The organism is Rhizobium tumorigenes, from assembly GCF_003240565.2.
GTDB classification, from domain to species: Bacteria; Pseudomonadota; Alphaproteobacteria; order Rhizobiales; family Rhizobiaceae; genus Rhizobium; species Rhizobium tumorigenes.
Genome location: NZ_CP117255.1, coordinates 2,096,239 through 2,119,743, shown reverse-complemented (window position 1 = coordinate 2,119,743; position 23,505 = coordinate 2,096,239). Strand labels below are relative to the sequence as shown.

Below are 23,505 nucleotides of genomic sequence, written 5' to 3'. Positions count from 1 at the left end.
ATCGCCATGAATTTCACGGTTGCGATCGTCGGTCGCCCGAACGTCGGCAAGTCCACCTTGTTCAACCGCCTGGTTGGCAAGAAGCTGGCGCTCGTCGATGACACCCCGGGCGTCACCCGTGACCGTCGTCCGGGCGATGCCAAGCTGATGGACCTGCATTTCACCATCATCGATACGGCCGGTCTCGAAGAAGCCCACGAGGATTCGCTCGAGGGCCGTATGCGCGCCCAGACCGAAGCTGCCATCGAGGAGGCAGACCTCACGTTGTTCGTGGTCGATGCCAAGTATGGCCTGACGCCGCTCGACAAGGTGTTCGGCGAGCTGCTGCGCCGGCGCGGCAAGCCTGTCGTACTGGTTGCCAACAAGTCGGAAGCCAAAGGCTCCGATGGCGGTTTCTATGACGCCTTCACCCTCGGGCTCGGTGATCCTTGCCCGATTTCGGCCGAACATGGCCAGGGAATGATCGACCTTCACGACGCCATCGTAGCGGCCATCGGCCAGGACCGCGCCTACCCGCCGGAAATCGAGGAAGACGATGACGACGTGGCCGAGACGGATGTTTCGCTGCCGCTCGACGGCGACGATGTGTTTGACGACGAGAAGGAAGAAGAGCCGGAGTACGACGAGACGAAGCCGCTGCGCGTCGCCATCGTAGGTCGTCCGAATGCCGGCAAGTCGACGCTGATCAATCGCTTCCTCGGCCAGGACCGTCTGCTGGTCGGACCCGAAGCCGGCATCACCCGCGATTCTATCTCGGTCGACTGGGCCTGGCGCGGCCGGACCATCAAGCTGTTCGACACCGCCGGCATGCGCCGTAAGGCACGCGTCACCGAGAAGCTGGAAAAGCTTTCGGTCGCCGACACGCTCCGGGCAATCCGCTTTGCCGAGACGGTGGTCATCGTCTTCGATGCGACGATACCGTTCGAGAAGCAGGACCTGCAGATCGTCGACCTCGTCATTCGCGAAGGCCGTGCGGCCGTCATCGCCTTCAACAAGTGGGACCTCATCGAGGACCGTCAGACGGTGCTGGCGGAGCTGCGGGAAAAGACCGACCGGTTGCTGCCGCAGGCGCGCGGTATCCGTGCCGTGACGATTGCCGGGCAGACGGGCGATGGCCTCGATCGGCTGATGCAGTCGATCATCGATACCGACAAGGTCTGGAACAAGCGCATCGCCACCGCCAAGCTCAATCGCTGGCTGGATGCGCGTCAGGTCCAGCATCCGCCACCCGCCGTCTCCGGTCGCCGGCTCAAGCTGAAATACATGACGCAGGTCAAGGCCCGCCCGCCGGGTTTCATGATCTCCTGCACCCGGCCGGATTCCTTGCCGGAATCCTATATCCGCTATCTGACCAACGGGTTGCGCGAGGATTTCGAGATGCCGGGCGTGCCGATCCGGATCCATTTCCATGCGTCGGAAAATCCGTTCGAGAACCGCAAGCGGAAAAATCCCTATCCGAGCAAGCGCAAGAAGGAACGCTGATCCTTCGGCACCGGTGCCGGCGCGCCTCTGCGTCGGTCGTCAGCGTCGTCTGATCTTGCCGTTTGCGATCCGCACGTTGTCGAGGAACTGCTGCGTTGCGGATTCCCAGGAATAGGTGAGCGCGAGTGTGCGGGCTGCCTCTCGCGAGCATGAGAGCGCTCGCAGGCAGGCGCTCCTGAGGTCCTTGTCGACGGCGCCGGCGGTCGGATAATCGCCGAGAATATCGGCCGGGCCGGTGACCGGGTAGGCTGCGACCGGAACGCCGCTCGCCAGCGCTTCGAGAATGGTGTTGCCGAAGGTGTCTGTCACCGACGGAAAGACGAACACGTCGCCCTGCGCATAGGCGCTGGCCAGTTCCTCGCCAAATTTTGCGCCGGTGAACAGCACATCCGGATAGCGCTTCTTCAGATCCTCCAGATCCGGTCCCCCACCCACCACCACTTTAGATCCCGGCAGGTCGAGATCCAGGAATGCAGGCAGGTTTTTCTCCGTGGCGACGCGCCCGACGGTCATGAAGATCGGCCGGGGCAGGCCGAACGGCGCATCTTCCTGTGTCTGGGGCCTGAACAGCGTCGCATCGATGCCGCGGCTCCACGGCAACAGGTTGCGCACGCCCTTTGCTTTAAGTTCGGCGGCAAGGCTTGGCGTCGCCACCATGCAGCCGAAGCCGCCATTGTGGAACCAGCGGATGAAGGCATAGAGCCAGGACTTCGGAATCGGCAGCCGGGCTGCGACATATTCGGGAAAGCGGGTATGGTAAGTCGTGGAGAATTGCATGCCGTTGCGCACACACCATCGCCGTGCCGTCAGCCCCAGCGGACCTTCCGTGGCGATGTGCACATAGGATGGCTGCGTTGCCTCTATCGCGGCGGCAACGCGCCGGTAGCTGGCGAGCGACAGCCTGATTTCCGGATAGGTCGGGCAGGGGATGCTGCGAAAGCCCTCGGGCGTCAGCATGGAGACCGTGACGCCCATGCGCGTCAATTCGCGATTGGTGTTCTCGATGGAGCGCACCACGCCGTTGACCTGCGGATGCCAGGCATCGGTCACGATCAGCAACCGCTCGCCGAGAGCCATGGCTGGCGCCGTCGATTTCCCGGGGGCGATGTTCGATAGACGTTGCAGCATGGGTCGATCGTTCCATCCGGTTGATCGTGGCGGCGCGGAACATCCCACGCCATCCGATGATTCCGGGCATAGCCATTGTGACGGTCGTCGATGATGGAAATATTACACCACACGGTTTGCTTTCAGGGAGATGCAGCTTTAGGTCTGGCCGGCGGAAGTCCGAAACGCACATCGAGGATGTGATCCCATGGCCGCTGCCGATCTTGCTGCTCTTTACCGAGGCTACATCGCCTGCCTCAACAGGCAGGACTGGGCTTCGCTCGGTCTGTTCGTCGCCGATGATGCCGTGCACAACGGCCGGACGGTCGGGCTGTCAGGCTATCGAAAAATGCTGGAAGAGGATTTTCGGCAGATACCGGATCTGCAATTCAAGATAGACCTCCTGCTCACCGATCCGCCGCGGATCGCTGCCCGCCTGCTGTTTGACTGCACGCCATCCGCAACTTTCCTTGGCCTTGCCGTGAACGGACGGAGAGTTTCGTTTTCCGAGAACGTGATCTACGAGTTTCGCAACGACAGGATCAGGCAGGTCTGGTCCGTCGTCGACAAGGCGGCTATCGAGGCGCAGCTCTGACGATCAGGCTGTTGCGTCGAGGCCGAGCTTCTGTCGATCCACCAACGCGCCGTGCTCGCAGATCACGCGGGCGGCGATCCTGACGGCGAAGCGGGCTGCGGCGATTGGGTCCTTCGATTTCAGGTATTCGGCAAGGAACGCGCCGTTGAAGCTGTCGCCGGCGCTGGTCGTGTCGATGACGTCGGCAACGTGTTCGGCTTCGACCAGCGTGTCGCCAGCGGACGTGCTCACCGTCACGCCCTTGGCACCGTCCTTGACGACGACCATGGGCGCGCCGAGTTGCCGATAGCGGCGGATGGTAGCGGCAATCGAGGGATCGCCGAAATGGGCGGCTTCGTCGTCGTAGCTCGGCATGACAAGCGTTGCGGCGCGGGCGCCCTCGCTGATGGTTGTGTGCATGGTGTCGAGGCTGGTCCAGAGCCTTGGGCGCAGGTTCGGGTCGAACACCACCAGCTTGCCGATCGCCTTTGCGCGGCGCAGTTCCGAGAGAAGGGTTTCAGCGCTGTCGTGGGCGAGGATCGCCAGCGTAATGCCGGAAAAATAGACGACGTCGGAAGCCTCGATGGCTTCGCGCAGACGGTCGCCATCGACCGCAAGCTGGCGTGCGGCCGAGGATTCGCGCCAATAGCTGAAGGTCCGCTCGCCGTCCTTGAGATTGATAAGGTAGAGGCCCGGAGTGCGACCACGGATGCGGCGGATATAGGATGTGCCGATGCCGGCACTACTCATGAAGGCCAGCATCTCGTCCGACATCGGATCGTCCCCGACGGCCGTGAAATAATCGATGGACCAGTCCGATGGCAGGCAGGCCTTGGCGTACCAGGCGGTGTTGAACGTGTCGCCGGCAAAGCCCTTGCGCAGCAGGCCGTTGGCAGCCTGGGACAGTTCTACCATGCACTCGCCGATCGACAAAAAATGTCCGCCCACGATACTCTCCCTCATCGCATTCCTGCGCCTGCTGTATGCCTTCGACGCAGGGCGAGCAAGTCCGCCCTGCACCGGAAAGGGCGATCCGGCGATCAGTTTTCCGGGCTATCCATGTGATAGCAGGCGGCTGTCTGACCGGGACGCACTGGCTGCGTCGCCGGCATCGCGGTGCGACAGATGTCGGTTGCCTTCCAGCAGCGCGGCTCGAAGACGCAGCCGGGTGGCGGGTTCATCGGCGAGGGCGGATCGCCCTGGAGCCGGATACGCTTGCGGGTGCGGGCGACCTTCGGATCGGGAACCGGGGCGGCCGAGAACAGCGCTTGGGTATAGGGATGGGCGGGGCTCTGGAACACCGTAGCGCAATCGCCTGCCTCGACGATGCGGCCGAGATAGAGGACCAGCACGTCGTCGGAGATCAGCCGGACCACGGACAAGTCGTGGCTGATGAAGATCAGCGTCAGGCCGAATTCCTTGCGCAGTTTGCGCAGCAGCGAAATCACCTGGCCCTGGATGGAGACGTCCAGGGCTGAAACCGGCTCGTCGCAGATGATCAGTTTCGGACGGGTGACAACGGCGCGGGCGATGCCGATGCGCTGCGCCTGGCCGCCGGAAAATTCGTGCGGGTAGCGGTTGATCATTTCGGGCACCAGCCCGACGGCGGCCATGATCTCGCGGACACGGTCCTGCCGTTCTGCGCGGCTTAGCTTCGGCTCGAACACTGTCAGCGGCTCGGCAATGATGTCGCCGACGGTCATGCGCGGATCGAGCGAGGCAATCGGGTCCTGGAAGATGATCTGCATGTCGCGGCGGGCCGCGCGCATCTCTTCGTTCGACAGATCCAGCAGGCTCTTGCCCTGCCAGAGGATGCGGCCTTTCTGGGCGTGGATCAGGCGCAGGATCGAGCGGCCGAGGGTGGACTTGCCGCATCCGGACTCGCCGACGATGCCAAGCGTCCGCCCAGCCTTAAGCTCGAAGCTGACATCGTTGACGGCCGTCAGCATCGTCGCCGGCTTGAAGAAGGATTTCGACGGGATCTCGAACTGGGTCGTCAGGTGCTCGACCTTGAGCAGGGTCTGTTCAGCCATGGACAGGGCTCCGTTGCTGTTGGCCGATAAGCGGATGGAAGCAGGCGGCTCGGCGATGAGGGGCCAGAAGCCCGAGCGGTGGGCGCGCATCGAGACAGTCGTCCTCGACATGGGCGCAACGCGGCGAGAAGCTGCAGCCGCGCGGGAGGTGCTTCAGGTTCGGCGGACGGCCTGGTATGACGGCGAGATCGTCGACATCCTGGTCGGGGCGCGGGATCGAGGCATGCAGCGCAGCCGTATAGGGATGGGCCGGATCGTCGAACAGCTCGTCAACCGGCGCATCCTCGACGATGCGGCCGGCATACATGACGGCGACGCGCTCGGCGAGGCCGGCGACGACGCCGAGATCGTGGGTAATGATGACGAGCGCGGTGTTCATTTCGGATGTGAGGTCGTTGAACAGGTCGAGGATCTGCGCCTGGATGGTAACGTCGAGCGCCGTCGTCGGCTCATCGGCAATCAGCAGCTTCGGCTTGGTGAGCAGCGCCATGGCGATGACGATACGCTGGCGCATACCGCCTGAAAGTTCATGCGGAAAGAGATTGAAACGGCGGTCCGGGTCGGGAATGCCGACGCGCTTGAGCATGTCGAGTGCAGCGGCGGAGGCCGCGCGTGCTGTCAGTCCGCCGTGAACCTCGAGCTGCTCCGTCAGCTGCCGCGATATCTTCAGCGTCGGATTGAGCGAGGTCATCGGATCCTGGAAGACCATCGCCATGTCCTTGCCACGGATCTGGTCCAGTTCGCGCGGCTTCAGCGCCAGCACGTCGCGGCCTTCCAGCAGCGCCTCGCCGCTGGTGTGGCCGTTCTTCGCCAGTAGACCCATCAGGCCGAGAAAGGTCTGGCTCTTGCCCGAACCGCTTTCGCCCACGATGGCGATGCGCTCGCCACGCCGTATCGTCAGGTTGAGGCCGTTGACCGCGGCGACGTCGCCTTCCGGGGTCTGGAAGCGGATGGAGTAGTCCTTGAGTTCGAGCAGAGTGTCGCTCTTTTTGGCTTCCGACATGTCAGCGGTCCTTGGGGTCGAATGCATCGCGCAGGCCATCGCCGATGAAAAGCAGGCTCATCAGCAAGGCGACGAGGAAGGCGGCGGGAAAAGCCAGCAGCCAGGGATCGGTTTCCATGGCGTTGGTACCGTCGGCGATCAGGGTCCCCAGCGACGTCAGAGGCTCTTGCACGCCGAAGCCGAGATAGGAAAGGAAGCTTTCCGTCGCGATGATTTCAGGAACCGTGAGGGCGGCGTAGATCACAACAGGGCCCACGAGATTGGGGACGATGTGTTTCAGGATGATCTTGAACGGGCGCTGGCCCGAGGCACGGGCCGCCTCGATGAACTCGCGATGTTTCAGCGACAGCGTCTGCCCGCGCACGATGCGGGCCATGGTCAGCCATTCCAGCGCGCCGATGGCGGCAAACAGCAAGTAGACGTTGCGGCCGAAGATCACCATCAGCAGGATGACGAAGAGAATGTAGGGAAGGGCATACATGATGTCGACGAAGCGCATCATGATTGCATCCAGCTTGCCGCCGAAGTAGCCGGAGACGGCGCCATAAAGCACGCCGATGGCCACCGACACGAAGGTGGCGACCAGCGCCACGGCGAGCGAGACGCGTGTGCCGTAGAGGGTGCGGGCAAGGAGATCGCGCCCGTTCTGGTCTGTGCCGAAGTAATGGCCGCTGGCGAAATCCGGCGGCGTGCGGAAGGCTGCCCAATCCGGATCCTCATAGCCGTACGGAATGAGGGCGGGGGCGATGAGGGCAGCCAGGATCAGTAGCGTCAGCACGACGAGGGAAATGGCGGCGGCCTTGTTGCGCAGCAGCCGGCGCATGGCGTCGCGCGTCAGCGACCGGCTTTCGGGAGCCAATCCTTCTGCAGCCCGCAATTCCTCTTCCAGCTGTTCGCGGCGAGCGAGATTGAGGATCATTGGGTTCTCACTTTCGGGTCGAGCCAGGCGTAGACGATATCAACGAGCAGATTGAGCACGACGATCAGCGCCATGTAGAAAATCACCGTGCCAAGAACCATGCCGTAGTCGCGGTTGAGCGCGGCCGTGATGAAGTAGCGGCCGATGCCGGGCAGGCCGAAGATGCTTTCGACCACCAGCGATCCCGTCAGCAGGTAGCTGGCCGCCGGGCCGAGATAGGAGATGACCGGCATCAGGGCTGGTTTCAGCGCGTGGCGCATGACGGTCAGCCTCGGACCGATGCCTTTCGCCTTGGCGGTGCGGATGAAGTTCTGGTTCATGACCTCGATCATCGAGCCACGCATCAGCCGCGATATCCGCGCCGCGTGGGGTAGCGACAGGACCGTGACTGGCAGGATCAGGAACTTGATCGAGCCGTCGCCCCAGCCGCCGACCGGCAGAATGCCGAGCTTGATGCCGAACAGCAACTGCAGGATCGGCGCGATCAGGAAGCCGGGTAGAACAAGACCAATCAGCAGGGTGCCGCCGAGCCAGTAATCGGCCTGCCGGTTCTGGTACAGCGCCCCGAGACAGCCGACGAGAACGCCGACCAGCACGGCGACGACAAAGGCGATGCTGCCGATGGTCAGCGTATAAGGCAGGCCGGACATGATCTGCTGGGTGACGGTGAAGTCCTGGTTGGCAAATGAGGGGCCGAGATCGCCGTGGAGGACGTCGTACATGTAGATGAAGTACTGCTCGATCAGCGGCTTATCGAGATTGTAGTGAGCCGCCAGATTTTTCAGGATGACGGGCGGCAAAGGGCGCTCGCCATCGAAAGGCCCGCCCGGCGCCAGGCGCAGAACGAAAAAGCTCAAGGTCACGGCAATCCACATGACTGGGATTGTCGATAAGAGACGACGGAATGCATATTTGATCATGGGCGTGGATAGGCTCGCTCCGGCAAGGCCAAAGGGAGCCCGTGTCCCTTACTCTTTGATTGACAGCCAGCGGGTGCGGTGGATGTCCTGGATATTGTCTTCATATCCAGCGATCTTCGGCGACACCACGCTCTGCGACACATAGTAGTAGATCGGGATCGCAGCGCTGTCGTCGAGCGCGATCTGTTCTGCCTGCTTGAACAGGGCAGCACGCTTGTCGAGATCGGTTTCTTCATTCCCCTGCTTGAGCAGCGCATCATATTGCGCATTGCTCCAGCGTCCGTAGTTCATGTCGACGCCGGTCGACAGGAGGTTGAGGAAATTGATCGGGTCGTTGTAGTCGGCGAGCCAGCCGGCGCGACCGATTTCGACCTTGCCATGCTGCATCTCGTCGTAATGCACCTTGGTCTCGGTGTTGTAGAGCTCGATCTCGACGCCGAGCGGCTTCCACATGGAGGCGATCGCGGCGGCGATGCGCTTGTGGTTGTCGTTGGTGTTGTAGCGAAGCTGGGCATGCAGCGGATGGTCCGGACCGAAGCCTGCTTCCTTCAGCAGCTTCTTGGCTTCCTCGACCTTCTGGCTGTAGGGCTCGTCCTTCCATTTGATCTGGGCCGGCTCACCGTAATGGGCGGTGCCCGGCGGAACCCAGGAATACATCGGCAGTTCGCCGGTGCCGAGAACCTTCGGGCCGATGACTTCGCGGTTGACGGCCATCGACAGGGCCTGGCGGACGCGCTTGTCGTTGAATGGAGGCTTGGTGGCGTTGACGACGTAATAGTAGGTGCCGAGGAACGGCACGACGTGCGCCTGGCCGGGCATGTTGGTCTTCAGCCACTGGTACTGGTCTGCGGGAAATGACGTCAGGATGTCGAATTCGCCGGCGCGGTAGCGCTTCAGCGCGGCGGATTGGTCTTCCATGACGAAGAACTTGACGCCGTCGATCTTGACGTTCTTGGCATCCCAGTACTGGTCGTTCTTGACCGTAGTGACATAGGAGCCGGGTACCCATTCCGTCGGCTTATATGGGCCGTTGGTGACGATGTTGCCGATCTTGACCCAGTCTGCGCCCTTGGCGTCGATGACGTGCTTGGGGAGAGGATAAGCGGTGTAGTGCGTCAGCGCATTGAGGAAATAGGGGGTTGCGTTGTCGAGGGTGATCTCCAGCGTCTTCGCGTCGATGGCCTTGACGCCGAGCTGGCTGAAATCGGTGATCTCGCCCTTGTTGATCTTCTCGGCATTCTTGATGGTGAACTGCAGGTAGGCGTATTCGGCAGCGTTCTTGGGGTCGACGAGGCGCTGGAAGGCGAAGACGAAATCTTCGGCCGTTACCGGCTGGCCATCGGACCACTTGATACCGTCGCGCAGCTTAAACGTATAAACCTTGCCGTCGGGAGAAATCGTCCAGCTCTCGGCCTGGCCGGGGATGGCATTGTCCTTGGCATCTTCGGTGGTGAGGCCTTCGAAGATGTCGCCGGCAATGCGGTTTTCGTAGTCGCTGGACATCTTTTGCGGATCGAGCGACTGGGGATCGCCACCGTTCTGGACGTTGAGCGTGGCGGCATGCGCCGAAAGCGACAATAGCGATCCGACGAGCGCGGACGCGTAAAATACCTTGGTCAGATATGTCATGGAAGCCGATCTTTCTATGTTTGCCTTGTTAGCAAGGTCGTTCTTGTTCCCGCAGGTGAACTGGTCACGCAAGCAAGAGCGCAACGTATCGCAGCCTACCGACGATTCAACCCCTAAAACCGCGATATGGAAAACGACATGCATTTGTCTGTGGACGGCGTTTCTGTTGCTTTAACGAACCGTTCTGCGATGGGAATTCACCAGCGCGATTGTTTCGATTTGTAATTTTTCGGCCGCAGGCTAGTGTACGGGCACACCTAGATATTTAAGCGAAGGCGCATTGTTATATGAATTCAACGAGCGGGACGGCGGCGAAGGACTGGTGGCGTGGTGCGGTAATCTATCAGGTCTATCCGCGCTCCTTCCAGGATACCAACAGCGACGGACTTGGCGACATCAAGGGCATCACGCTGCGTCTGCCCTACATTGCTTCGCTCGGGGTCGACGCGATCTGGCTGGCGCCGTTCTTCACCTCACCGATGGCAGACATGGGCTACGATGTCTCCGACTATTGCGATGTCGACCCGATTTTCGGGACATTGGCCGATTTCGACGAGATGATGACCGCCGCCCACGCGCTCGGGATCAAGGTGATTATCGACCAGGTGATCTCCCATACATCGGACGTCCATCCCTGGTTCGTCGAAAGCCGCACGAGCCGCGACAATCCGAAAGCCGACTGGTATGTCTGGGCCAACCCCAAGCCGGACGGCACGGCGCCGAACAACTGGCTGTCGATTTTCGGCGGCCCCGGCTGGGAATGGGACGGTATCCGCCGCCAGTACTACCAGCACAATTTCCTCACCTCGCAGCCGGACCTCAATTTCCACAACCCGCGTGTCCAGGATGCGGTGCTTGCCGCCGTCAAATTCTGGCTCGATCGCGGTGTCGACGGATTTCGTCTGGATACCGTGAACTACTACTTCTGTGACAAGCAGTTGCGCGACAATCCGCCGGCCTTGCCGAGCGACGATGCCGCCGATCTGGATGCTCCCGATACCAATCCCTACGGCATGCAGAGCCACCTTTACGACAAGACGCAGCCGGAAAACATCGACTTCCTGAAGCGGCTGCGAGCGCTGCTCGACACCTATGAGAACCGCGCGACCGTCGGCGAGGTCGGCGATGGCGCCCGCTCGTTGCAGACGCTGGCTGCCTATACGTCCGGCGGCGACAAACTGCACATGTGCTACACGTTTGACCTGCTCGGGCCGGAGTTCACGCCGGCGCATTTCCGCCGCTGCGTCAGCGCCTTCCAGGAGAGCGTTACGGACGGCTGGGTCTGCTGGGCGTTTTCCAACCACGACGTCGTTCGCCATGCCAGTCGCTTTGCCGAGACGGAGGCCGAGCGGGCTCGTGTCGCAAAACTGGCGATCTCGCTGCTCGCGACTTTGCGTGGCTCGATCTGCCTCTATCAGGGCGAGGAACTCGGGCTACCCGAAGCCGACCTTGCCTTCGAGGACCTGCGAGATCCCTACGGCATCCGCTTCTGGCCGGCCTTCAAGGGGCGCGACGGATGCCGGACTCCCATGCCCTGGGAAGCAGCCCGCGTTCATGCGGGCTTCTCGACAGCGGAGAAGTCGTGGCTGCCGGTGCCCTACCAGCATGCGACACTGGCGGCCGACCGGCAGGAGGAGGATGGATCTTCCGTGCTCACCCATTATCGCCAGACGCTGGCATTCCGAAGAGAGCACCCGATGCTATTCGACGGCGACCTGACTTTCCTCGCCACAAACGAGGATGTGCTGGCCTTTACCCGCGAGAAGCACGGCGAGACGCTGGTCTTCGTTTTCAATCTCGGTCGGGAGCCGGTCGAACTTTCGCTGCCGCAAGGGCTGACGGTCACCGGCATCGTTGCAATGCCTGGATTTAGCCCGCGGTCGACTGGGACGACGGTAATACTCGATGCAATGGATGTCTTCTGCGGCCGGTTGTGAGGCGTATTAGTGCAACAGCTTGTCATAGTCGGCATGCGAGCCGATCCAGAACCAGATGATGCTCTCGCCGTCTTGTACGGCGAGCGCTCGTCACGAAAGCCCAACGCGCACTGACCAGAAGTTGGCCACTCGCTTGAAGTGCAGCGAGGGGTGCATTGGGTTTTTCTTCAATAGCTCGAAATTTTGATCTGCCAGCCTCCGCACGCGCTCCGGCAAAGCCTCACGGGCGTGCCAGAACCCCGCGGTGGCGTGGTGCTTCACAGCGGTTTGGCATTTCCAGAACGAAATTCTGAAAGAGCACCTGCAGCAAGCTTATCCAGTCTGCCGCTTTTCGCGTCCGCATCTATCTGGCTGTCCCACCGCCGTTCTTGCAGAGCCTCGAACCAGCAACGGAAGGTTTCAAATTCCTTTGTATCTAGTTCCTCAATGGTTTTTTCGAGATGCTCAAGCTTTGTCATCGATTGCTCCAGCGGCATAATCGATCTGAGATCAGCGATATCAGACGATCCCGCGTGATTATGGCGTCACATGACCTTACGATACCACCAAACAAGCATGGCTTGAAGGCCCTGCCGGCCCGTTTACCCGATCAGCCTGAATGCATCGACATCCACCAGTCCCCTGTCCGAAATCTTCAGGTGCGGGATGACGGGCAAGGGCAGGAAGGCCAGTTGCAGGAAGGGCTCCTGTAGGGTCGAGCCCAGCGCGAAAGCAGCGTTGCGCAGGTGATGCAACGTGTCGCGGACGCGCTCGTAGGGTTCCAGGCTCATCAGGCCGGCAATCGGTAGCGCGATCTCGCCGGTAATCCTGCCGTCCTCGACGACGACGAAGCCGCCCTTGATCTCGCTCAGGCGCTGCACGGCCTGGGCCATGTCGTCCTCGCTGACGCCGACGACGCAGATGTTGTGGCTGTCATGGCCGACGGTCGAGGCGATGGCGCCCTTCTTCAGCCCGAAACCTTGCACGAAGGCGTTGGCGTGATTGCCGTTCTTGCCGTGGCGCTCGATGACGGCGACCTTGATGATGTCGCGGGCAAGGTCGACTGTCGTCTGGTTGCCGACCGAGGGCAGGCGGAAGCGGCGATGCTCGGTGATGATCTTGCCAGGCAGCACGCCGATGACCGAGGTTTCGCCATCGGTGAAGGGGACACCGAAATCGGCAGCATTAACCGTGCGCGCCTTGACGCTGTCGAGACCGACGGGAGCGATGCTTTTGCGGGTAGCAAACAGCGCATCGGTCACCAGCCTGCCGCCGGCAAAGACCATGCCTGCCTTGCAGCTTTCGAGGCTGTCGACCACCACCAGATCGGCGCGCCAGCCGGGCGCCACCAGTCCGCGGTCGCGCAGGCCGAAGGCCCGGGCTGCCGAGATCGAGGCGGCGCGATAGATTGCCAGTGGCTCGACGCCGGCGGCGATGGCCGTGCGGATCATGTAGTCGAGATGGCCCTGCTCTGCGATGTCGAGAGGATTGCGGTCGTCGGTGCAGAGGGCGATGAAGGGCGAAAGGCGCTCGGTTATAACAGGCATCAGCGCGTGCAGGTCCTTGGACACGGAGCCTTCGCGCACCAGGATGTGCATGCCCTTGCGGATCTTCTCCATGGCCTCTTCGGCCGATGTCGCCTCGTGTTCCGTGCGGATGCCGGCTGCGATGTAGCCGTTCAGGTCATTGCCCCTGAGGAGAGGCGCATGGCCATCGATATGATCGCCCTGAAAGGCTTCCAGCTTGGCCATGCAGATCGGATCCTTGTGGATCACGCCCGGGAAATTCATGAACTCGGCAAGGCCGATGACTTTTTCATGGTCGCGGAACGGCAATAGGCGCTCGATCGGCAGGTCGGCGCCCGAAGTCTCCAGATGGGTGGCGGGCACGCAGGACGACAATTGCACGCGGATGTCCATGATCGTCTCGAGCGCCGAATCGAGGAAGAACTGGATGCCTTCGGTGCCAAGCACGTTGGCGATTTCGTGCGGATCGCAGATGACTGTCGTCACGCCGTAGGGAAGTACGCAGCGGTCGAACTCGTGCGGCGTCACCAGCGAGGATTCGATGTGCAGATGGGTATCGATGAAGCCGGGCACGACGATGCGACCGGTGATATCTATCTCCTCGACACCGGTGTAGTCGCCGCAGGTGCCGACGATGCGGTCGCCGCAGATGGCAATGTCGGAGGCGACGAGTTCGCCGGTCACCAGATCGAAGAACCTCCCGCCCTTGAGGACGATGTCTGCAGGCTTTCTGCCCACACCCTGGTCGATGAAGTCTTCGAGAGGCTTGGTCATGACGATGCGCTTTCAATCAGTATGGGTGTTTGTCAGGAGTCTAGCCTGTAATCAGCCAGCCTGGGAGCAAAAATGTTGGCGGCGCCAAATGGCCCCTGGCGGGCGCCCGCAGGCACGCGCCTATTTCAATGACTGTTAAATTAGATGTTCGGTATCAGGCTTGTTAAGCTTTCTATTGTATACGTCGGCCTTTAGACGGTTTGATGATTTCAGAAGGATGCCAGGCCGATGATTGACGATGGCTTGGATTCACCGAATGCATTGGCCGGCACAGCCGATGCACTATCGCGCTCCCGATGCTGAAGCGGATCACCCTCGATCAGGTCCGGCCCGGAATGTTCATCGAGGACATGGAAGGCGGTTGGGCCAGCAATCCCCTCCAAAAGCGGCGCTTTGTTCTCGATGCGGTCGCTGCGCGGCAACTCCGGTCAAGCAATGTCAGCGGCGTCGTCATCAACACCGCGAGAGGCGCCGACCTGTCATCGAGCCCAGCGTCTGACTGCCGCCATGGCGGCGGTGGCGAGGCCTGCCTGCAGCAAGCAGCCGCCGCAGTGCTGACCGTGCGTCAGTCGGTAACTCAACTCAAGGACCTGTTTTCGTTAGCCGCCAGCGACGGCCCTGTGAGCGTCGATCAGACCAAGGCGATTGCCAGCGCAATCTCCAAGTCGGTCGATGACAACCCCGCAGTCTTCATCAGTGTCACCCGCCTGAAGGACAAGGACGAGGCGACCTTTGTCCATTCCGTTGCGGTCAGCGCGCTGATGATCCATTTCGGCCGCTATCTCAGACTGGACGAGCCAACCGTCGAGCTGCTCGGCGTCGCGGGCTTGTTGCACGACATCGGAAAGATCAAGGTGCCCCGCTCGATCCTCTGCAAGCAGGGTGTGCTGGATGAAGCCGAGACGCGCGTGATGCGCGACCACCCAATGCTGGGTTACGATATTCTGACCCAGCAGGAAGACATGCAGGCAATGGTCACAGACATATGTCGCCACCACCACGAGCGTGTCGACGGCAAGGGCTACCCGGACAAGCTCTCGGGCCGCAGCCTGACCTATTTCTCACGACTGGCAGCGATCTGCGACGTCTACGATGCCGTCACCTCAACCAGGCCTTACAGGAAGCCCTGGTCGTCAGGCGAGGCACTAAAGTGGATGATCAAGCGAGACGGCCACTTCGACCGCCAGTTGCTCAAGAAATTCATCCTCTGCCTCGCTGTGTGCCAGCCGGTGCATCCGTAGCGTCAGCCTCCGGACTCTTCTGGTATCGTTTTGCGGAGAAAGTCCAGTATGAGCTCCAGTACTTGCCGATGGATCGCTTCCCGATCCCGCCCGCCGGCATCTTGACAGACGATCCCGTCGCCCGGGGATTGTTGCTCGATCTTCCCAGCGGCGCCAGGTTTGCATAACTGCATGAAACTGAAGTGCAGGGCTCCGGGTATCGTCATGTAGGTCGTCGATATCTGCGGCAATTGGGCTGCCAGATACGCGGAGTCCTTGTTTGTAGCCGCAATCATCGCGGTCCTTGCGACGTCTGTGCCGATATCCTCCCCTGCTGCAAGCACCAAAATGGGGATTTGTACTGCAGCAAGGCTTTGCTGAGTAAAGCCCCGGGACGGCCCGAGGTCGAGGGAGACAACGGCTCTGAATTTCTGGTCCTTCATTCCTGTGCCGACCAAGTGCGAAGCGTTGGCAGGGTCTCGTAAGCCAAGGGATTCGAAGACTTTGCACGCGACGGTACCAAACTGCTCTGCACAGGGGGTCATAAGGAGAGCGGGGTCGAACTGTCCGCCGGCGAGTTCGACAACCGTCCAGCCGCCAAGTGAGTGGCCAATAGCAGCGATTCTGTGCGCGTCAATCTTGCCGCCCAAACTCGCATCTTCCAGCATCGCACTGGCAACTCGACTGAGGTCTTCTGGCCGTCTCCAGAGTTTTGCGGCCTCTTCGGGTCGGCGGTCAAATGTCGTCGTGCCGGGATGGTCGGGGGCAGCCACGACATAGCCTTTGGAGACAAGCGCCGCTGCAATCCAGGCGAGATTTCGCCAGCTTCCCCCGTAGCCGTGAGACAGCACGACCAGCGGGCGAATTCCTGCTTTAACTGCTCCGTTCAATATAACGCGCTGGCCATAAAATGCGGGTGTTTCCCCGACAACCGTCGCCTGCTGTCCCGCGTCCGTCGAATACCATATTGCGATCTGTAACGGTCGTTGGGGTTCATCACCCGCAAGCGTTGTCTGTCGAAAGCCCACATCGTCGGATGCATGGGCTGAACAAGAAGCCACGAGTAAAAGAAGGAGGATGAAAATTCGATTTAGCATGAAGCGCTCCCGTTGTTTGGAAGCAAATTCCTGCCAGTAAAGCCTGACCGCGGAGACCGAGAACGCGATCGAGGTCGTTCTGGTAAAAAAAGGCGGGCCGTGATCTCGTCGCGACCCGCTTCCTCAGGCTACCGTCAGATATTGTTCTGCAGAACCTCCCGCAGGGTGCTGAAGATCTGGTCGATGTGGTGTTTTTCGATGATCAGCGGCGGGGAGAGGGCGATGATGTCGCCGGTGGTGCGGATGAGCAGGCCTTTCTCGTAGGCCTTGAGGAAGGCGCTGAAGGCGCGCTTGGTCGGCTCGCCGGCGATCGGGGCTAACTCGATGGCGCCGATCAGTCCGATGTTGCGGATGTCGATGACGTGAGGGCAATCCCTTAGCGAGTGGATTGCCTCTTCCCAGTAGGACGCAAGTTCGGCGCCGCGTGTCAGCAGGCCTTCGTCCCTGTAGGTGTCGAGCGTGCCGAGCGCTGCGGCACATGCCATCGGGTTGCCCGAATAGGTGTAGCCATGGAAGAATTCGATCATGTGCTCGGGGCCGTTCATGAAGGCGTCGTGGATCTCCGAGGTCACAAACACCGCGCCCATCGGGATGACGCCGTTGGTCAATCCCTTGGCCGTTACCATCATGTCGGGCATGACGTCGAAATAGTCTGCGGCGAAGGGTGTGCCGAGTCGACCGAAGCCGGTGATGACCTCGTCGAAGATCAACAGGATGCCGTGCTTGGTGCAGATCTCGCGCAGCTTTTTCAGATAGCCCTTCGGTGGCAGGATCACGCCTGTCGAGCCGGAAACCGGTTCGACGATGACGGCGGCGATGGTCGAGGCGTCATGCAGGGTGACGATGCGCTCCAGTTCGGAGGCGATATCGCCACCGAATTCCGGCTGTCCTTTGGTAAAGGCATTCTTGTCGGGAAAATGGGTGTGCGGCATGTGGTCAACGCCGGTCAGCAACGTGCCGAACATCTTGCGGTTGGAGACGATGCCCCCGACCGAGATGCCACCGAAATTGACGCCGTGGTACCCGCGCTCGCGGCCTATCAGGCGGAAGCGCGAGCCGTTGCCCTTCACCCGGTGATAGGCCAGCGCGACCTTCAGGGCCGTCTCGACCGACTCCGAGCCTGAGTTGGTATAGAGGACATGGTTCATGCCTTCGGGTGCAAGGTCGACCAGCCTGTTGGCGAGCTCGAAAGCCTTTGGATGGCCAAGCTGGAAAGCCGGGGCATAGTCGAGCTCGCCTGCCTGCTGGCGGATCGCCTCGGTTATCTTCGGCCGACAATGGCCGGCATTGACGCACCAGAGACCGGCCGTGCCGTCCAGCACCTGGCGCCCGTCGTGGGTGGTGTAGTGCATGTCCTTGGCGCCGACGAAAAGCCGCGGCTCCGATTTGAACTGGCGGTTTGCCGTGAACGGCATCCAGAAAGCCCTGAGATCGTTCGGCGCTGCGTTCATACGGTCAGACATGCTGCTCTCCACGGCCGCTGCTCATCCGGATCGGCGACGCAGCTGATTATTTATCGTTCGGTCAAAATATCAGCCGGCCCGGGGTCGTCAAGCCGATGCCGGCATTTATAACGTCGCGATCCGGCATCATCGATCGGCTAAACGAAAAAGACCGGCAAGGTGAACTTGCCGGTCCAGTGTGCAATCATCTTCGGCGCAAAAACAGGCGCTGGCGCCTGTTGTCGAACCTGAAACAATCGACCTTCGAAGCCAAATCTCCAGCCGTCAGGCAGCAGATTTGCTTTTCTCGGCCTCGCTATAAATGTCCTCGAGGGTCGACAGAACCTTCATGACCGGTTCGGAAGAACTCGAGTAGTAAATCGTTTGAGCATCGCGTCTCGTCTTGACCAGTTTCTGTGCCCGCAGCTTCGACAGATGCTGCGACAGGGCGGATTGGCTGAGCCCTACCTGGGTCGCGAGAACGCCAACTGGCACCTCACCCTTGACCAGGCTGCACAGGATCATGAGTCTTTTCGGATTTGCCATTGCGGACAGCAGGGCTGCCGCCATGGTCGAATGGTCGGACAAATTAATTGTTTTCATTTTTCAAATCTTCCCAATGCGGATCGTACATCAGAAGCGGGTGAATATCTCATTGGCGAAATCAACTGACGCCGAAAGATACTAAATTGGGGCAAAGATTGTATATACCTAAATTTAAGGTACTCGGTTTGCTATTTTAGCGATAGCGAATTCTAGATCCGCAAGATCTTGTACCGGCTCGCTAAACTCGTAGCGGAGCAGCTTATCCCCCCAAAAAAGGTCAAAACCAGCCAAATCAGCGCCATATATGTGGCAGGCTTCGTCTTTTTCAAGCTTTAACGTGGCTACGATATTGCTTGCAAGGTGTGGGTATGTACCCAGCAAATCTTGTACCCCCGCGTGCCAAACGGCCGCCTCCGGCTCAGTCAGAACGGTGCGAATCACCAGGTCGTCGCCGCTCAGCCGATAGGCCTTTCCAAAGCCTCCATTCAGGCTTGCGGCCTGCGGGACCAGACGGAAAAACTGGAAATCCGTAAAATCTATATAGAGCCTGGCGCGGGGATGACGGGCGAGAAACCGGTCGCGAAGCAGATGATGGTCACGCGTGTCGCGTGCAACCTGTTCCGCCAGACACTCGACGCTCAGGCGCGCATGGGCGAGGGGATCGCCCTTGCCGAGTTCCCCCATCAGAAGCGACGCGCGCGGATCCGCCTGGAGCGCCTTGGTATGGGCTGAAAGGGTGGAGACGAGGATCACCGGCACGCCGTCCAGATCGGTGCCGACCAGCACGCGGCTGATGGCCGGAAAGCCGGTGTCGGGGGCAATAACGGCCATCGCCGCATAAGGCGCCGACCGCATCAGGATGCGGCCAAGCCTGCGCGCATCCTCATCCGTCTCGCGGAGCACGGAGATTGGTTTTTCAGTCGCCAACTGTCTCCTCCGATACCGCTTCTGGCTGGCCTATCCCAACTGCGCCTTTAGCGGCGATGGCTCGTGAGGCCGGCAACCACGTCCTGCGCGGTGATGGTGCCGATGATCGCACCGTTATCGACGATGCCGATGCTGCCGGGCTGGCGGGCGAGCGCATCTAGAATGTCGATCAGCGGTGTCGAGGCTTTTGCCGTCGCTGTCACGGTGCCCGGCGTGGCGGCGTGGCCGACGCCCGGCTGCATGACGTCCCCGGCCGTCAGCATGCTGATAGGGTTCATGTGCTGGACAAAGTCGGCGACATACTGGTCGGCCGGGTTCCTGACGATCTCCTGCGGCGTGCCGCACTGGATGATCCGGCCGCCTTCCATGATTGCGATGCGATTGCCGATGCGAAACGCCTCGTCGAGATCGTGGCTGACGAAAAGGATGGTCTTCTTCAGCCGCCGCTGAAACTCCAGAAGCTCGTCCTGCAGCCGGGTGCGGATCAGGGGGTCGAGGGCCGAGAAGGGTTCGTCCATGAGCAGTATCGGCGCGCCGGTGGCGAAGGCGCGGGCAAGGCCGACACGCTGCTGCATGCCGCCGGAGAGTTCGTTGACGCGGCGGCCGGCCCATTGCGTCAGGTTGACCAGCTCCAGCTGCTCTGCCACGCGCTCCGTGCGCTCGATCTCCGGCACCCGGGCGAGTTCGAGGCCGAAACCTATGTTGTCCGCCACCGTCCGCCAGGGTAGCAGCGCGAATTGCTGGAACACCATTGAGACCGTGTGCATGCGCAGGTCGCGCAACGCCTTGGCACTGCATTTGTAGGGATCGATCGGTCCGTCCTTGCTCTCCACGGTGACGCCGCCGCGCACCACGGGGGCAAGGCCGTTGACGGCGCGCAGCAGCGTCGATTTGCCGGAGCCGGACAACCCCATCAAGACGAGGATTTCGCCTTCCTCGATCTCGAGCGACGCATTGGCGACGCCGAGAACGAGACCCGTCTGGGCACCGATCTCGTCGCGCGTCCTGCCCTGGTCTACCAGCGCCATGGCTGCCTGCGGGCGGTCGCCGAAGACGATGCTGACATTGTCGAACTTGACCACGGCCGTCATACGGTTTCCCCTTCGTTGAAGAATTTGAAGGTGCGGTCGAGGACGATCGCCAGAATGACTATGCTCATGCCGGAATCAAAACCCATGGGCACGTTCATCTGACCGAGCGCGCGCTGGACGAGCGCGCCGAGACCGGCAGCGCCGACCATCGAGGCGATGACTACCATCGACAGCGAGAGCATGATCGTCTGGGTGACGCCCGCCATGATCTGAGGCAGGGCAAAGGGAAGCTCCACCTTGGTCAACACCTGCAGCGGAGCGGCGCCAAAGGCTTGGGCGGCCTCGATCAGCGCTGGCGGCGTCGAGATGATGCCCAGTCGTGTCAGCCGGATCGGTGCGGGCACCGCGAAGATCACCGTGGCAACCAGGCCAGACACGGCGCCGAGGCCGAAAAGGATAAGGGCTGGAATCAGATAGACGAAGGTGGGAATGGTCTGCATGAGGTCGAGGATCGGCCGCAATATGGTGTAGAACCAGGCTCGTCGCGCGGCCAGGATGCCGAGAGGCACGCCGATCACCATCGACACGAGCGTTGCCGCCAGCACCAGAGCCAGGGTTTCCATCGCCTCTGTCCAGTAGAGCTGGTTGTAGATCAGCAGCATCCCCAGGGCGGTGAAGATCACCACGCCGACATGGCGGCGGATCAGCCACGAAATGAGGCAGAAAACCGCGATCATGAAAAAGGGGTAATAGGCCTCGAAGGCGGTGCCCTCGGCAAAAGTGCCGAGCAGCACGTAGAGCAATCCGTCGATGGCGCCGCCGAGGATGGCGGAGACAGTGTCGAAGAAGCCGCTGAGGTTTCCCGTCAGCCAGTCGACCACGACCTGTGCGCCCTTGCCGATCTGGATCTTGTTGTTTTCGTCAAGTAGCCATGTATGGAGCCAATCCATCGCGTTCCCTCGCTGAGATCTGCAGCACCGAACAGATGCGCGTCACGGCCTTCACTCCGTGATGGCTGAAGCGGTGACACGCATTGTTTCCGGCAAGAATAAGGACGGCGGGGCCGCCCTTTCTGCTGTCGGGCTCAGAGGCCGAGCGACTTCTTCACAGCCGCTTCTGCATCACCGCCATCGGCGGTCGTCACGCCTGCAAGCCATGGCTTGATGGTTTCGGGATGGGCTTTCAGCCATGTCTTGGCGGCGGCCTTACCTTGCAGGCTCTTGTCCATGATCAGGCCCATGATTTCGTTTTCCATCGGCAGCGTGAAGGAGAGGTTCTGCAGGAACTTGCCGACGTTCGGGCACTCGGTGACATAGCCGGCACGCGTGTTGGTGAAGACATTTGCACCGCCGTAATTGGGCCCAAAGACGTCATCGCCGCCGGTCAGATAGGTCATCTTGTACTTGGTGTTCATCGGGTGAGGGGCCCAGCCGAGGAAGATGATCGGCTTCTTCGACTTGTCGAGCTTGGTCACCTGGGACAGCATGCCCTGCTCGGAGGATTCAATGACTTTGAAGTCCTTCTCGTCGAGGCCGTACTTGTGACCCTTGATCATGTCCAGCACGAGCTTGTTGCCGTCATTGCCGGGCTCGATGCCGTAGATCTTGCCGTCCAGTTCCTTTTCGTGCTTGGCGATGTCGGAGAAGTCCTTGATGCCGAGCTTGCTGCCGAATTCGTTGGTGGCGAGCGTGTACTTGGCGCCTTCAAGGTTGGCGCGAACTGTGTCGATTGTCTTGGCGTCCGTATACGGCTTGATCATCGGTGCCTGCGACGGCATCCAGTTGCCGAGGAAGACGTCGAGCTGCTTGTTGGCAAGCGACTGGAACACGATCGGAACGTCAAGATCCTTGATGTCGGTCTTATAGCCGAGTGCGTCGAGGATATAAGTTGCGGTTCCGGTCGTGGCCTGGATGTCGGTCCAGCTGACTTCGGCGAAATGGACAGTCGAACAGCTGGCCGGCTCCGCCGCCGACGCGACAGAGGGCGTGATGACTGCTGAAAAAAGCGCGGTGCTGAGGCTTAAAGTGAACAAAGTCAATTTCATCATTGTGTACTCCCAGTTTTACGTTCCCAAGCAATCACCAATAACCGACATTTACAAGCGGTCTCGCTGCATTTGCGGCGCTTTGGCGGTATGGAATGCGACACCTCCAATTTTCACAGTGCTTGATGCGCAGGCATTTGCACGCTGTGGAGCCAGCCGGCGCGATTTCCTGTGGCTTACGTCAGCGATGGCTTTCCTTCGAAGCTTTGCGATTCCATGAAGTGCGCAAAGGAGACGCTGATGGCGAAGCTGTATTTTCACTATTCCGCAATGAATGCCGGCAAATCGACGATGCTGCTGCAGGCGTCCTATAACTATCAGGAGCGCGGAATGCGCACGGCGATCCTGATCGCAGCTTTCGACCACCGGGCAGGCAGCGGCAAGATTGCCTCGCGCATAGGCCTCGAGGCCGATGCCGTTCCCTTCGACCGGGATGACGACCTATTTGCGACGATAGAAGCCATGCACGCCGAGGGACCGCTTGCCTGCGTCTTCGTCGACGAGGCGCATTTCATGACGGCGCTGCAGATCTGGCAACTGGCGCATGTCGTCGACCGCCTCAATATTCCCGTCATGGTCTACGGGCTGCGCACGGATTTTCGCGGCAAGCTGTTTCCGGGTTCGCAGGAGCTTCTCGCCATCGCCGACGAGCTGCGCGAAGTGCGGACGATCTGCCATTGCGGTCGTAAGGCCACCATGGTTGTACGCTTTGACAGCGACGGCAAGGTCCTGCACGAGGGTGCGCAGATCGAGGTCGGCGGTAACGAGCGATATGTCTCGCTCTGCCGTCGCCATTGGGAAGAGGCGATGGGCGATCTGTGAGATCAAACGGTTTGGCGGCTCGACCATGGTTCGCTAAGCGTCCAAGGCTCGCGCGGATTGAAATCGGGAGACGATATGAAGATGTTCTGCTGTTCCACCATTTTCGTTGCGGCGCTGCTGTCGGCGACCTCTGTCCTTGCCGATGGAGATCCGAAGCTCGGGGCCGGCGTCTTCAAGAAGTGCGCCGCCTGCCACACGGCGACCGAGCCGGTGAACAAGGTCGGACCTTCGCTGATGGGCGTGGTCGGGCGCCCGGTGGCGTCGGTTGCCACCTACAGCTATTCGGCTGCGATGAAGACCTTCGGTGCCGATGGCAAGGTGTGGGACGAGGCGCTGCTGCACAAATACCTGTCGAGCCCACAGGCTGTCGTCAAGGGCACCCGCATGAGCTTTGCCGGCGTCAAAAGCGACAGCGATCTCGACAATCTGATCGCCTATCTCAAAAATCCGGCGGCGGCCCAATAGGCCTGCCATCGGACAATGGTTTGCGCTA

At 60.8% G+C, this 23,505-nt stretch carries 22 protein-coding genes; 6 read left to right on the top strand and 16 right to left on the bottom strand.

Annotated features, from left to right (window positions below; all coding sequences use genetic code 11):
- The first annotated feature begins 6 nt into the window (after positions 1-6).
- On the top strand, positions 7-1,482 hold the full coding sequence (gene der, locus PR017_RS10450; protein ID WP_111222631.1) for a ribosome biogenesis GTPase Der: 1,476 nt from the start codon (positions 7-9) through the stop codon (positions 1,480-1,482).
- A gap of 39 nt (positions 1,483-1,521) precedes the next feature.
- Here der and PR017_RS10445 read toward each other — a convergent pair whose 3' ends face one another.
- The gene (locus tag PR017_RS10445) at positions 1,522-2,559 is read right to left on the bottom strand and encodes a glycosyltransferase family 4 protein (protein ID WP_240539167.1); all 1,038 of its coding nucleotides are present in this window, start codon (positions 2,557-2,559) and stop codon (positions 1,522-1,524) included.
- Between the two features lie 238 nt (positions 2,560-2,797).
- On the opposite strand from PR017_RS10445, the gene PR017_RS10440 reads away from it, so the two are divergent.
- Positions 2,798-3,184 (top strand): ester cyclase, encoded by a 387-nt coding sequence (locus PR017_RS10440; RefSeq protein ID WP_111222633.1) that lies wholly within the window; start codon positions 2,798-2,800, stop codon positions 3,182-3,184.
- 3 nt (positions 3,185-3,187) lie between these two features.
- Here PR017_RS10440 and PR017_RS10435 read toward each other — a convergent pair whose 3' ends face one another.
- From PR017_RS10435 to PR017_RS10410, 6 genes are all read right to left on the bottom strand, one after another.
- Complete coding sequence (locus tag PR017_RS10435) at positions 3,188-4,111, bottom strand: sugar kinase (protein ID WP_111222634.1); 924 nt, start codon at positions 4,109-4,111, stop codon at positions 3,188-3,190.
- Between the two features lie 92 nt (positions 4,112-4,203).
- Entirely contained in the window at positions 4,204-5,196 is a 993-nt protein-coding gene (locus PR017_RS10430; RefSeq protein WP_111222635.1) for an ABC transporter ATP-binding protein, read from the bottom strand.
- Positions 5,189-6,199 carry an ABC transporter ATP-binding protein gene (locus tag PR017_RS10425; RefSeq protein ID WP_111222636.1) on the bottom strand — a complete coding sequence of 337 codons (1,011 nt, stop codon included), beginning with the start codon at positions 6,197-6,199 and terminating at the stop codon, positions 5,189-5,191. The genes PR017_RS10430 and PR017_RS10425 overlap by 8 nt, the downstream gene beginning before the upstream one ends.
- A gap of 1 nt (position 6,200) precedes the next feature.
- Positions 6,201-7,118: an ABC transporter permease subunit gene (locus PR017_RS10420; RefSeq protein ID WP_111222637.1), complete on the bottom strand. Its 918-nt coding sequence runs from the start codon at positions 7,116-7,118 to the stop codon at positions 6,201-6,203.
- Positions 7,115-8,038 (bottom strand): ABC transporter permease subunit, encoded by a 924-nt coding sequence (locus PR017_RS10415; protein ID WP_111222638.1) that lies wholly within the window; start codon positions 8,036-8,038, stop codon positions 7,115-7,117. Before PR017_RS10415 ends, PR017_RS10420 begins: the two co-directional genes overlap by 4 nt.
- Before the next feature lie 48 nt (positions 8,039-8,086).
- Positions 8,087-9,667: a peptide ABC transporter substrate-binding protein gene (locus PR017_RS10410; protein ID WP_111222639.1), complete on the bottom strand. Its 1,581-nt coding sequence runs from the start codon at positions 9,665-9,667 to the stop codon at positions 8,087-8,089.
- Positions 9,668-9,954: 287 nt separating this feature from the next.
- Here PR017_RS10410 and bglA point away from each other — a divergent pair, with 287 nt between their 5' ends.
- A complete protein-coding gene (gene bglA, locus PR017_RS10405; RefSeq protein WP_111222640.1) occupies positions 9,955-11,604 on the top strand; it encodes a beta-galactosidase BglA in 1,650 nt (549 codons plus the stop codon).
- A 257-nt stretch (positions 11,605-11,861) separates the two neighbouring features.
- Here bglA and PR017_RS10395 read toward each other — a convergent pair whose 3' ends face one another.
- Positions 11,862-12,062 (bottom strand): hypothetical protein, encoded by a 201-nt coding sequence (locus PR017_RS10395; RefSeq protein WP_111222999.1) that lies wholly within the window; start codon positions 12,060-12,062, stop codon positions 11,862-11,864.
- A 123-nt stretch (positions 12,063-12,185) separates the two neighbouring features.
- Positions 12,186-13,883 carry an adenine deaminase gene (gene ade / locus PR017_RS10390; protein ID WP_111222641.1) on the bottom strand — a complete coding sequence of 566 codons (1,698 nt, stop codon included), beginning with the start codon at positions 13,881-13,883 and terminating at the stop codon, positions 12,186-12,188.
- Positions 13,884-14,179: 296 nt separating this feature from the next.
- Between ade and PR017_RS10385 the strand changes: the two genes are divergently transcribed.
- Entirely contained in the window at positions 14,180-15,124 is a 945-nt protein-coding gene (locus tag PR017_RS10385; RefSeq protein WP_111222642.1) for a cyclic di-GMP phosphodiesterase, read from the top strand.
- 2 nt (positions 15,125-15,126) lie between these two features.
- Here PR017_RS10385 and PR017_RS10380 read toward each other — a convergent pair whose 3' ends face one another.
- The 7 genes from PR017_RS10380 to PR017_RS10350 form a co-directional block, all read right to left on the bottom strand.
- Positions 15,127-16,200: an alpha/beta hydrolase family protein gene (locus PR017_RS10380; protein WP_111222643.1), complete on the bottom strand. Its 1,074-nt coding sequence runs from the start codon at positions 16,198-16,200 to the stop codon at positions 15,127-15,129.
- Between the two features lie 134 nt (positions 16,201-16,334).
- Positions 16,335-17,663: an omega-aminotransferase AptA gene (gene aptA / locus PR017_RS10375; protein ID WP_111222644.1), complete on the bottom strand. Its 1,329-nt coding sequence runs from the start codon at positions 17,661-17,663 to the stop codon at positions 16,335-16,337.
- A gap of 264 nt (positions 17,664-17,927) precedes the next feature.
- Positions 17,928-18,245, bottom strand: coding sequence for an ArsR/SmtB family transcription factor (locus PR017_RS10370; RefSeq protein WP_111222645.1), 318 nt, complete (start codon positions 18,243-18,245; stop codon positions 17,928-17,930).
- A 114-nt stretch (positions 18,246-18,359) separates the two neighbouring features.
- Complete coding sequence (locus PR017_RS10365; RefSeq protein ID WP_240539153.1) at positions 18,360-19,115, bottom strand: HugZ family pyridoxamine 5'-phosphate oxidase; 756 nt, start codon at positions 19,113-19,115, stop codon at positions 18,360-18,362.
- Positions 19,116-19,162: 47 nt separating this feature from the next.
- Positions 19,163-20,206: a choline ABC transporter ATP-binding protein gene (gene choV, locus PR017_RS10360; RefSeq protein WP_111222646.1), complete on the bottom strand. Its 1,044-nt coding sequence runs from the start codon at positions 20,204-20,206 to the stop codon at positions 19,163-19,165.
- Positions 20,203-21,096, bottom strand: coding sequence for a choline ABC transporter permease subunit (choW, locus tag PR017_RS10355; RefSeq protein ID WP_111222647.1), 894 nt, complete (start codon positions 21,094-21,096; stop codon positions 20,203-20,205). Before choW ends, choV begins: the two co-directional genes overlap by 4 nt.
- Before the next feature lie 134 nt (positions 21,097-21,230).
- Positions 21,231-22,193: a choline ABC transporter substrate-binding protein gene (locus tag PR017_RS10350; protein ID WP_111222648.1), complete on the bottom strand. Its 963-nt coding sequence runs from the start codon at positions 22,191-22,193 to the stop codon at positions 21,231-21,233.
- A gap of 237 nt (positions 22,194-22,430) precedes the next feature.
- On the opposite strand from PR017_RS10350, the gene PR017_RS10345 reads away from it, so the two are divergent.
- Both PR017_RS10345 and PR017_RS10340 read left to right on the top strand, forming a co-directional pair.
- A complete protein-coding gene (locus PR017_RS10345) occupies positions 22,431-23,012 on the top strand; it encodes a thymidine kinase (protein WP_111223001.1) in 582 nt (193 codons plus the stop codon).
- An 81-nt stretch (positions 23,013-23,093) separates the two neighbouring features.
- Positions 23,094-23,477 (top strand): c-type cytochrome, encoded by a 384-nt coding sequence (locus PR017_RS10340; RefSeq protein WP_425070027.1) that lies wholly within the window; start codon positions 23,094-23,096, stop codon positions 23,475-23,477.
- Positions 23,478-23,505 lie beyond the last annotated feature (28 nt).

Coding starts and splice junctions, on each gene's coding strand:
- PR017_RS10380 (WP_111222643.1), bottom strand. CDS start 16,200: ATGCTAAATCGAATTTTCATCCTCCTTCTTTTACTCGTGGCTTCTTGT.
- der (WP_111222631.1), top strand. CDS start 7: ATGAATTTCACGGTTGCGATCGTCGGTCGCCCGAACGTCGGCAAGTCC.
- PR017_RS10415 (WP_111222638.1), bottom strand. CDS start 8,038: ATGATCAAATATGCATTCCGTCGTCTCTTATCGACAATCCCAGTCATG.
- ade (WP_111222641.1), bottom strand. CDS start 13,883: ATGACCAAGCCTCTCGAAGACTTCATCGACCAGGGTGTGGGCAGAAAG.
- PR017_RS10430 (WP_111222635.1), bottom strand. CDS start 5,196: ATGGCTGAACAGACCCTGCTCAAGGTCGAGCACCTGACGACCCAGTTC.
- PR017_RS10445 (WP_240539167.1), bottom strand. CDS start 2,559: ATGGCTCTCGGCGAGCGGTTGCTGATCGTGACCGATGCCTGGCATCCG.
- PR017_RS10420 (WP_111222637.1), bottom strand. CDS start 7,118: ATGATCCTCAATCTCGCTCGCCGCGAACAGCTGGAAGAGGAATTGCGG.
- PR017_RS10345 (WP_111223001.1), top strand. CDS start 22,431: ATGGCGAAGCTGTATTTTCACTATTCCGCAATGAATGCCGGCAAATCG.
- bglA (WP_111222640.1), top strand. CDS start 9,955: ATGAATTCAACGAGCGGGACGGCGGCGAAGGACTGGTGGCGTGGTGCG.
- PR017_RS10385 (WP_111222642.1), top strand. CDS start 14,180: ATGCTGAAGCGGATCACCCTCGATCAGGTCCGGCCCGGAATGTTCATC.
- PR017_RS10425 (WP_111222636.1), bottom strand. CDS start 6,199: ATGTCGGAAGCCAAAAAGAGCGACACTCTGCTCGAACTCAAGGACTAC.
- aptA (WP_111222644.1), bottom strand. CDS start 17,663: ATGTCTGACCGTATGAACGCAGCGCCGAACGATCTCAGGGCTTTCTGG.
- PR017_RS10340 (WP_425070027.1), top strand. CDS start 23,094: ATGTTCTGCTGTTCCACCATTTTCGTTGCGGCGCTGCTGTCGGCGACC.
- choW (WP_111222647.1), bottom strand. CDS start 21,096: ATGGATTGGCTCCATACATGGCTACTTGACGAAAACAACAAGATCCAG.
- PR017_RS10440 (WP_111222633.1), top strand. CDS start 2,798: ATGGCCGCTGCCGATCTTGCTGCTCTTTACCGAGGCTACATCGCCTGC.
- PR017_RS10395 (WP_111222999.1), bottom strand. CDS start 12,062: ATGACAAAGCTTGAGCATCTCGAAAAAACCATTGAGGAACTAGATACA.
- PR017_RS10410 (WP_111222639.1), bottom strand. CDS start 9,667: ATGACATATCTGACCAAGGTATTTTACGCGTCCGCGCTCGTCGGATCG.
- PR017_RS10350 (WP_111222648.1), bottom strand. CDS start 22,193: ATGATGAAATTGACTTTGTTCACTTTAAGCCTCAGCACCGCGCTTTTT.
- choV (WP_111222646.1), bottom strand. CDS start 20,206: ATGACGGCCGTGGTCAAGTTCGACAATGTCAGCATCGTCTTCGGCGAC.
- PR017_RS10370 (WP_111222645.1), bottom strand. CDS start 18,245: ATGAAAACAATTAATTTGTCCGACCATTCGACCATGGCGGCAGCCCTG.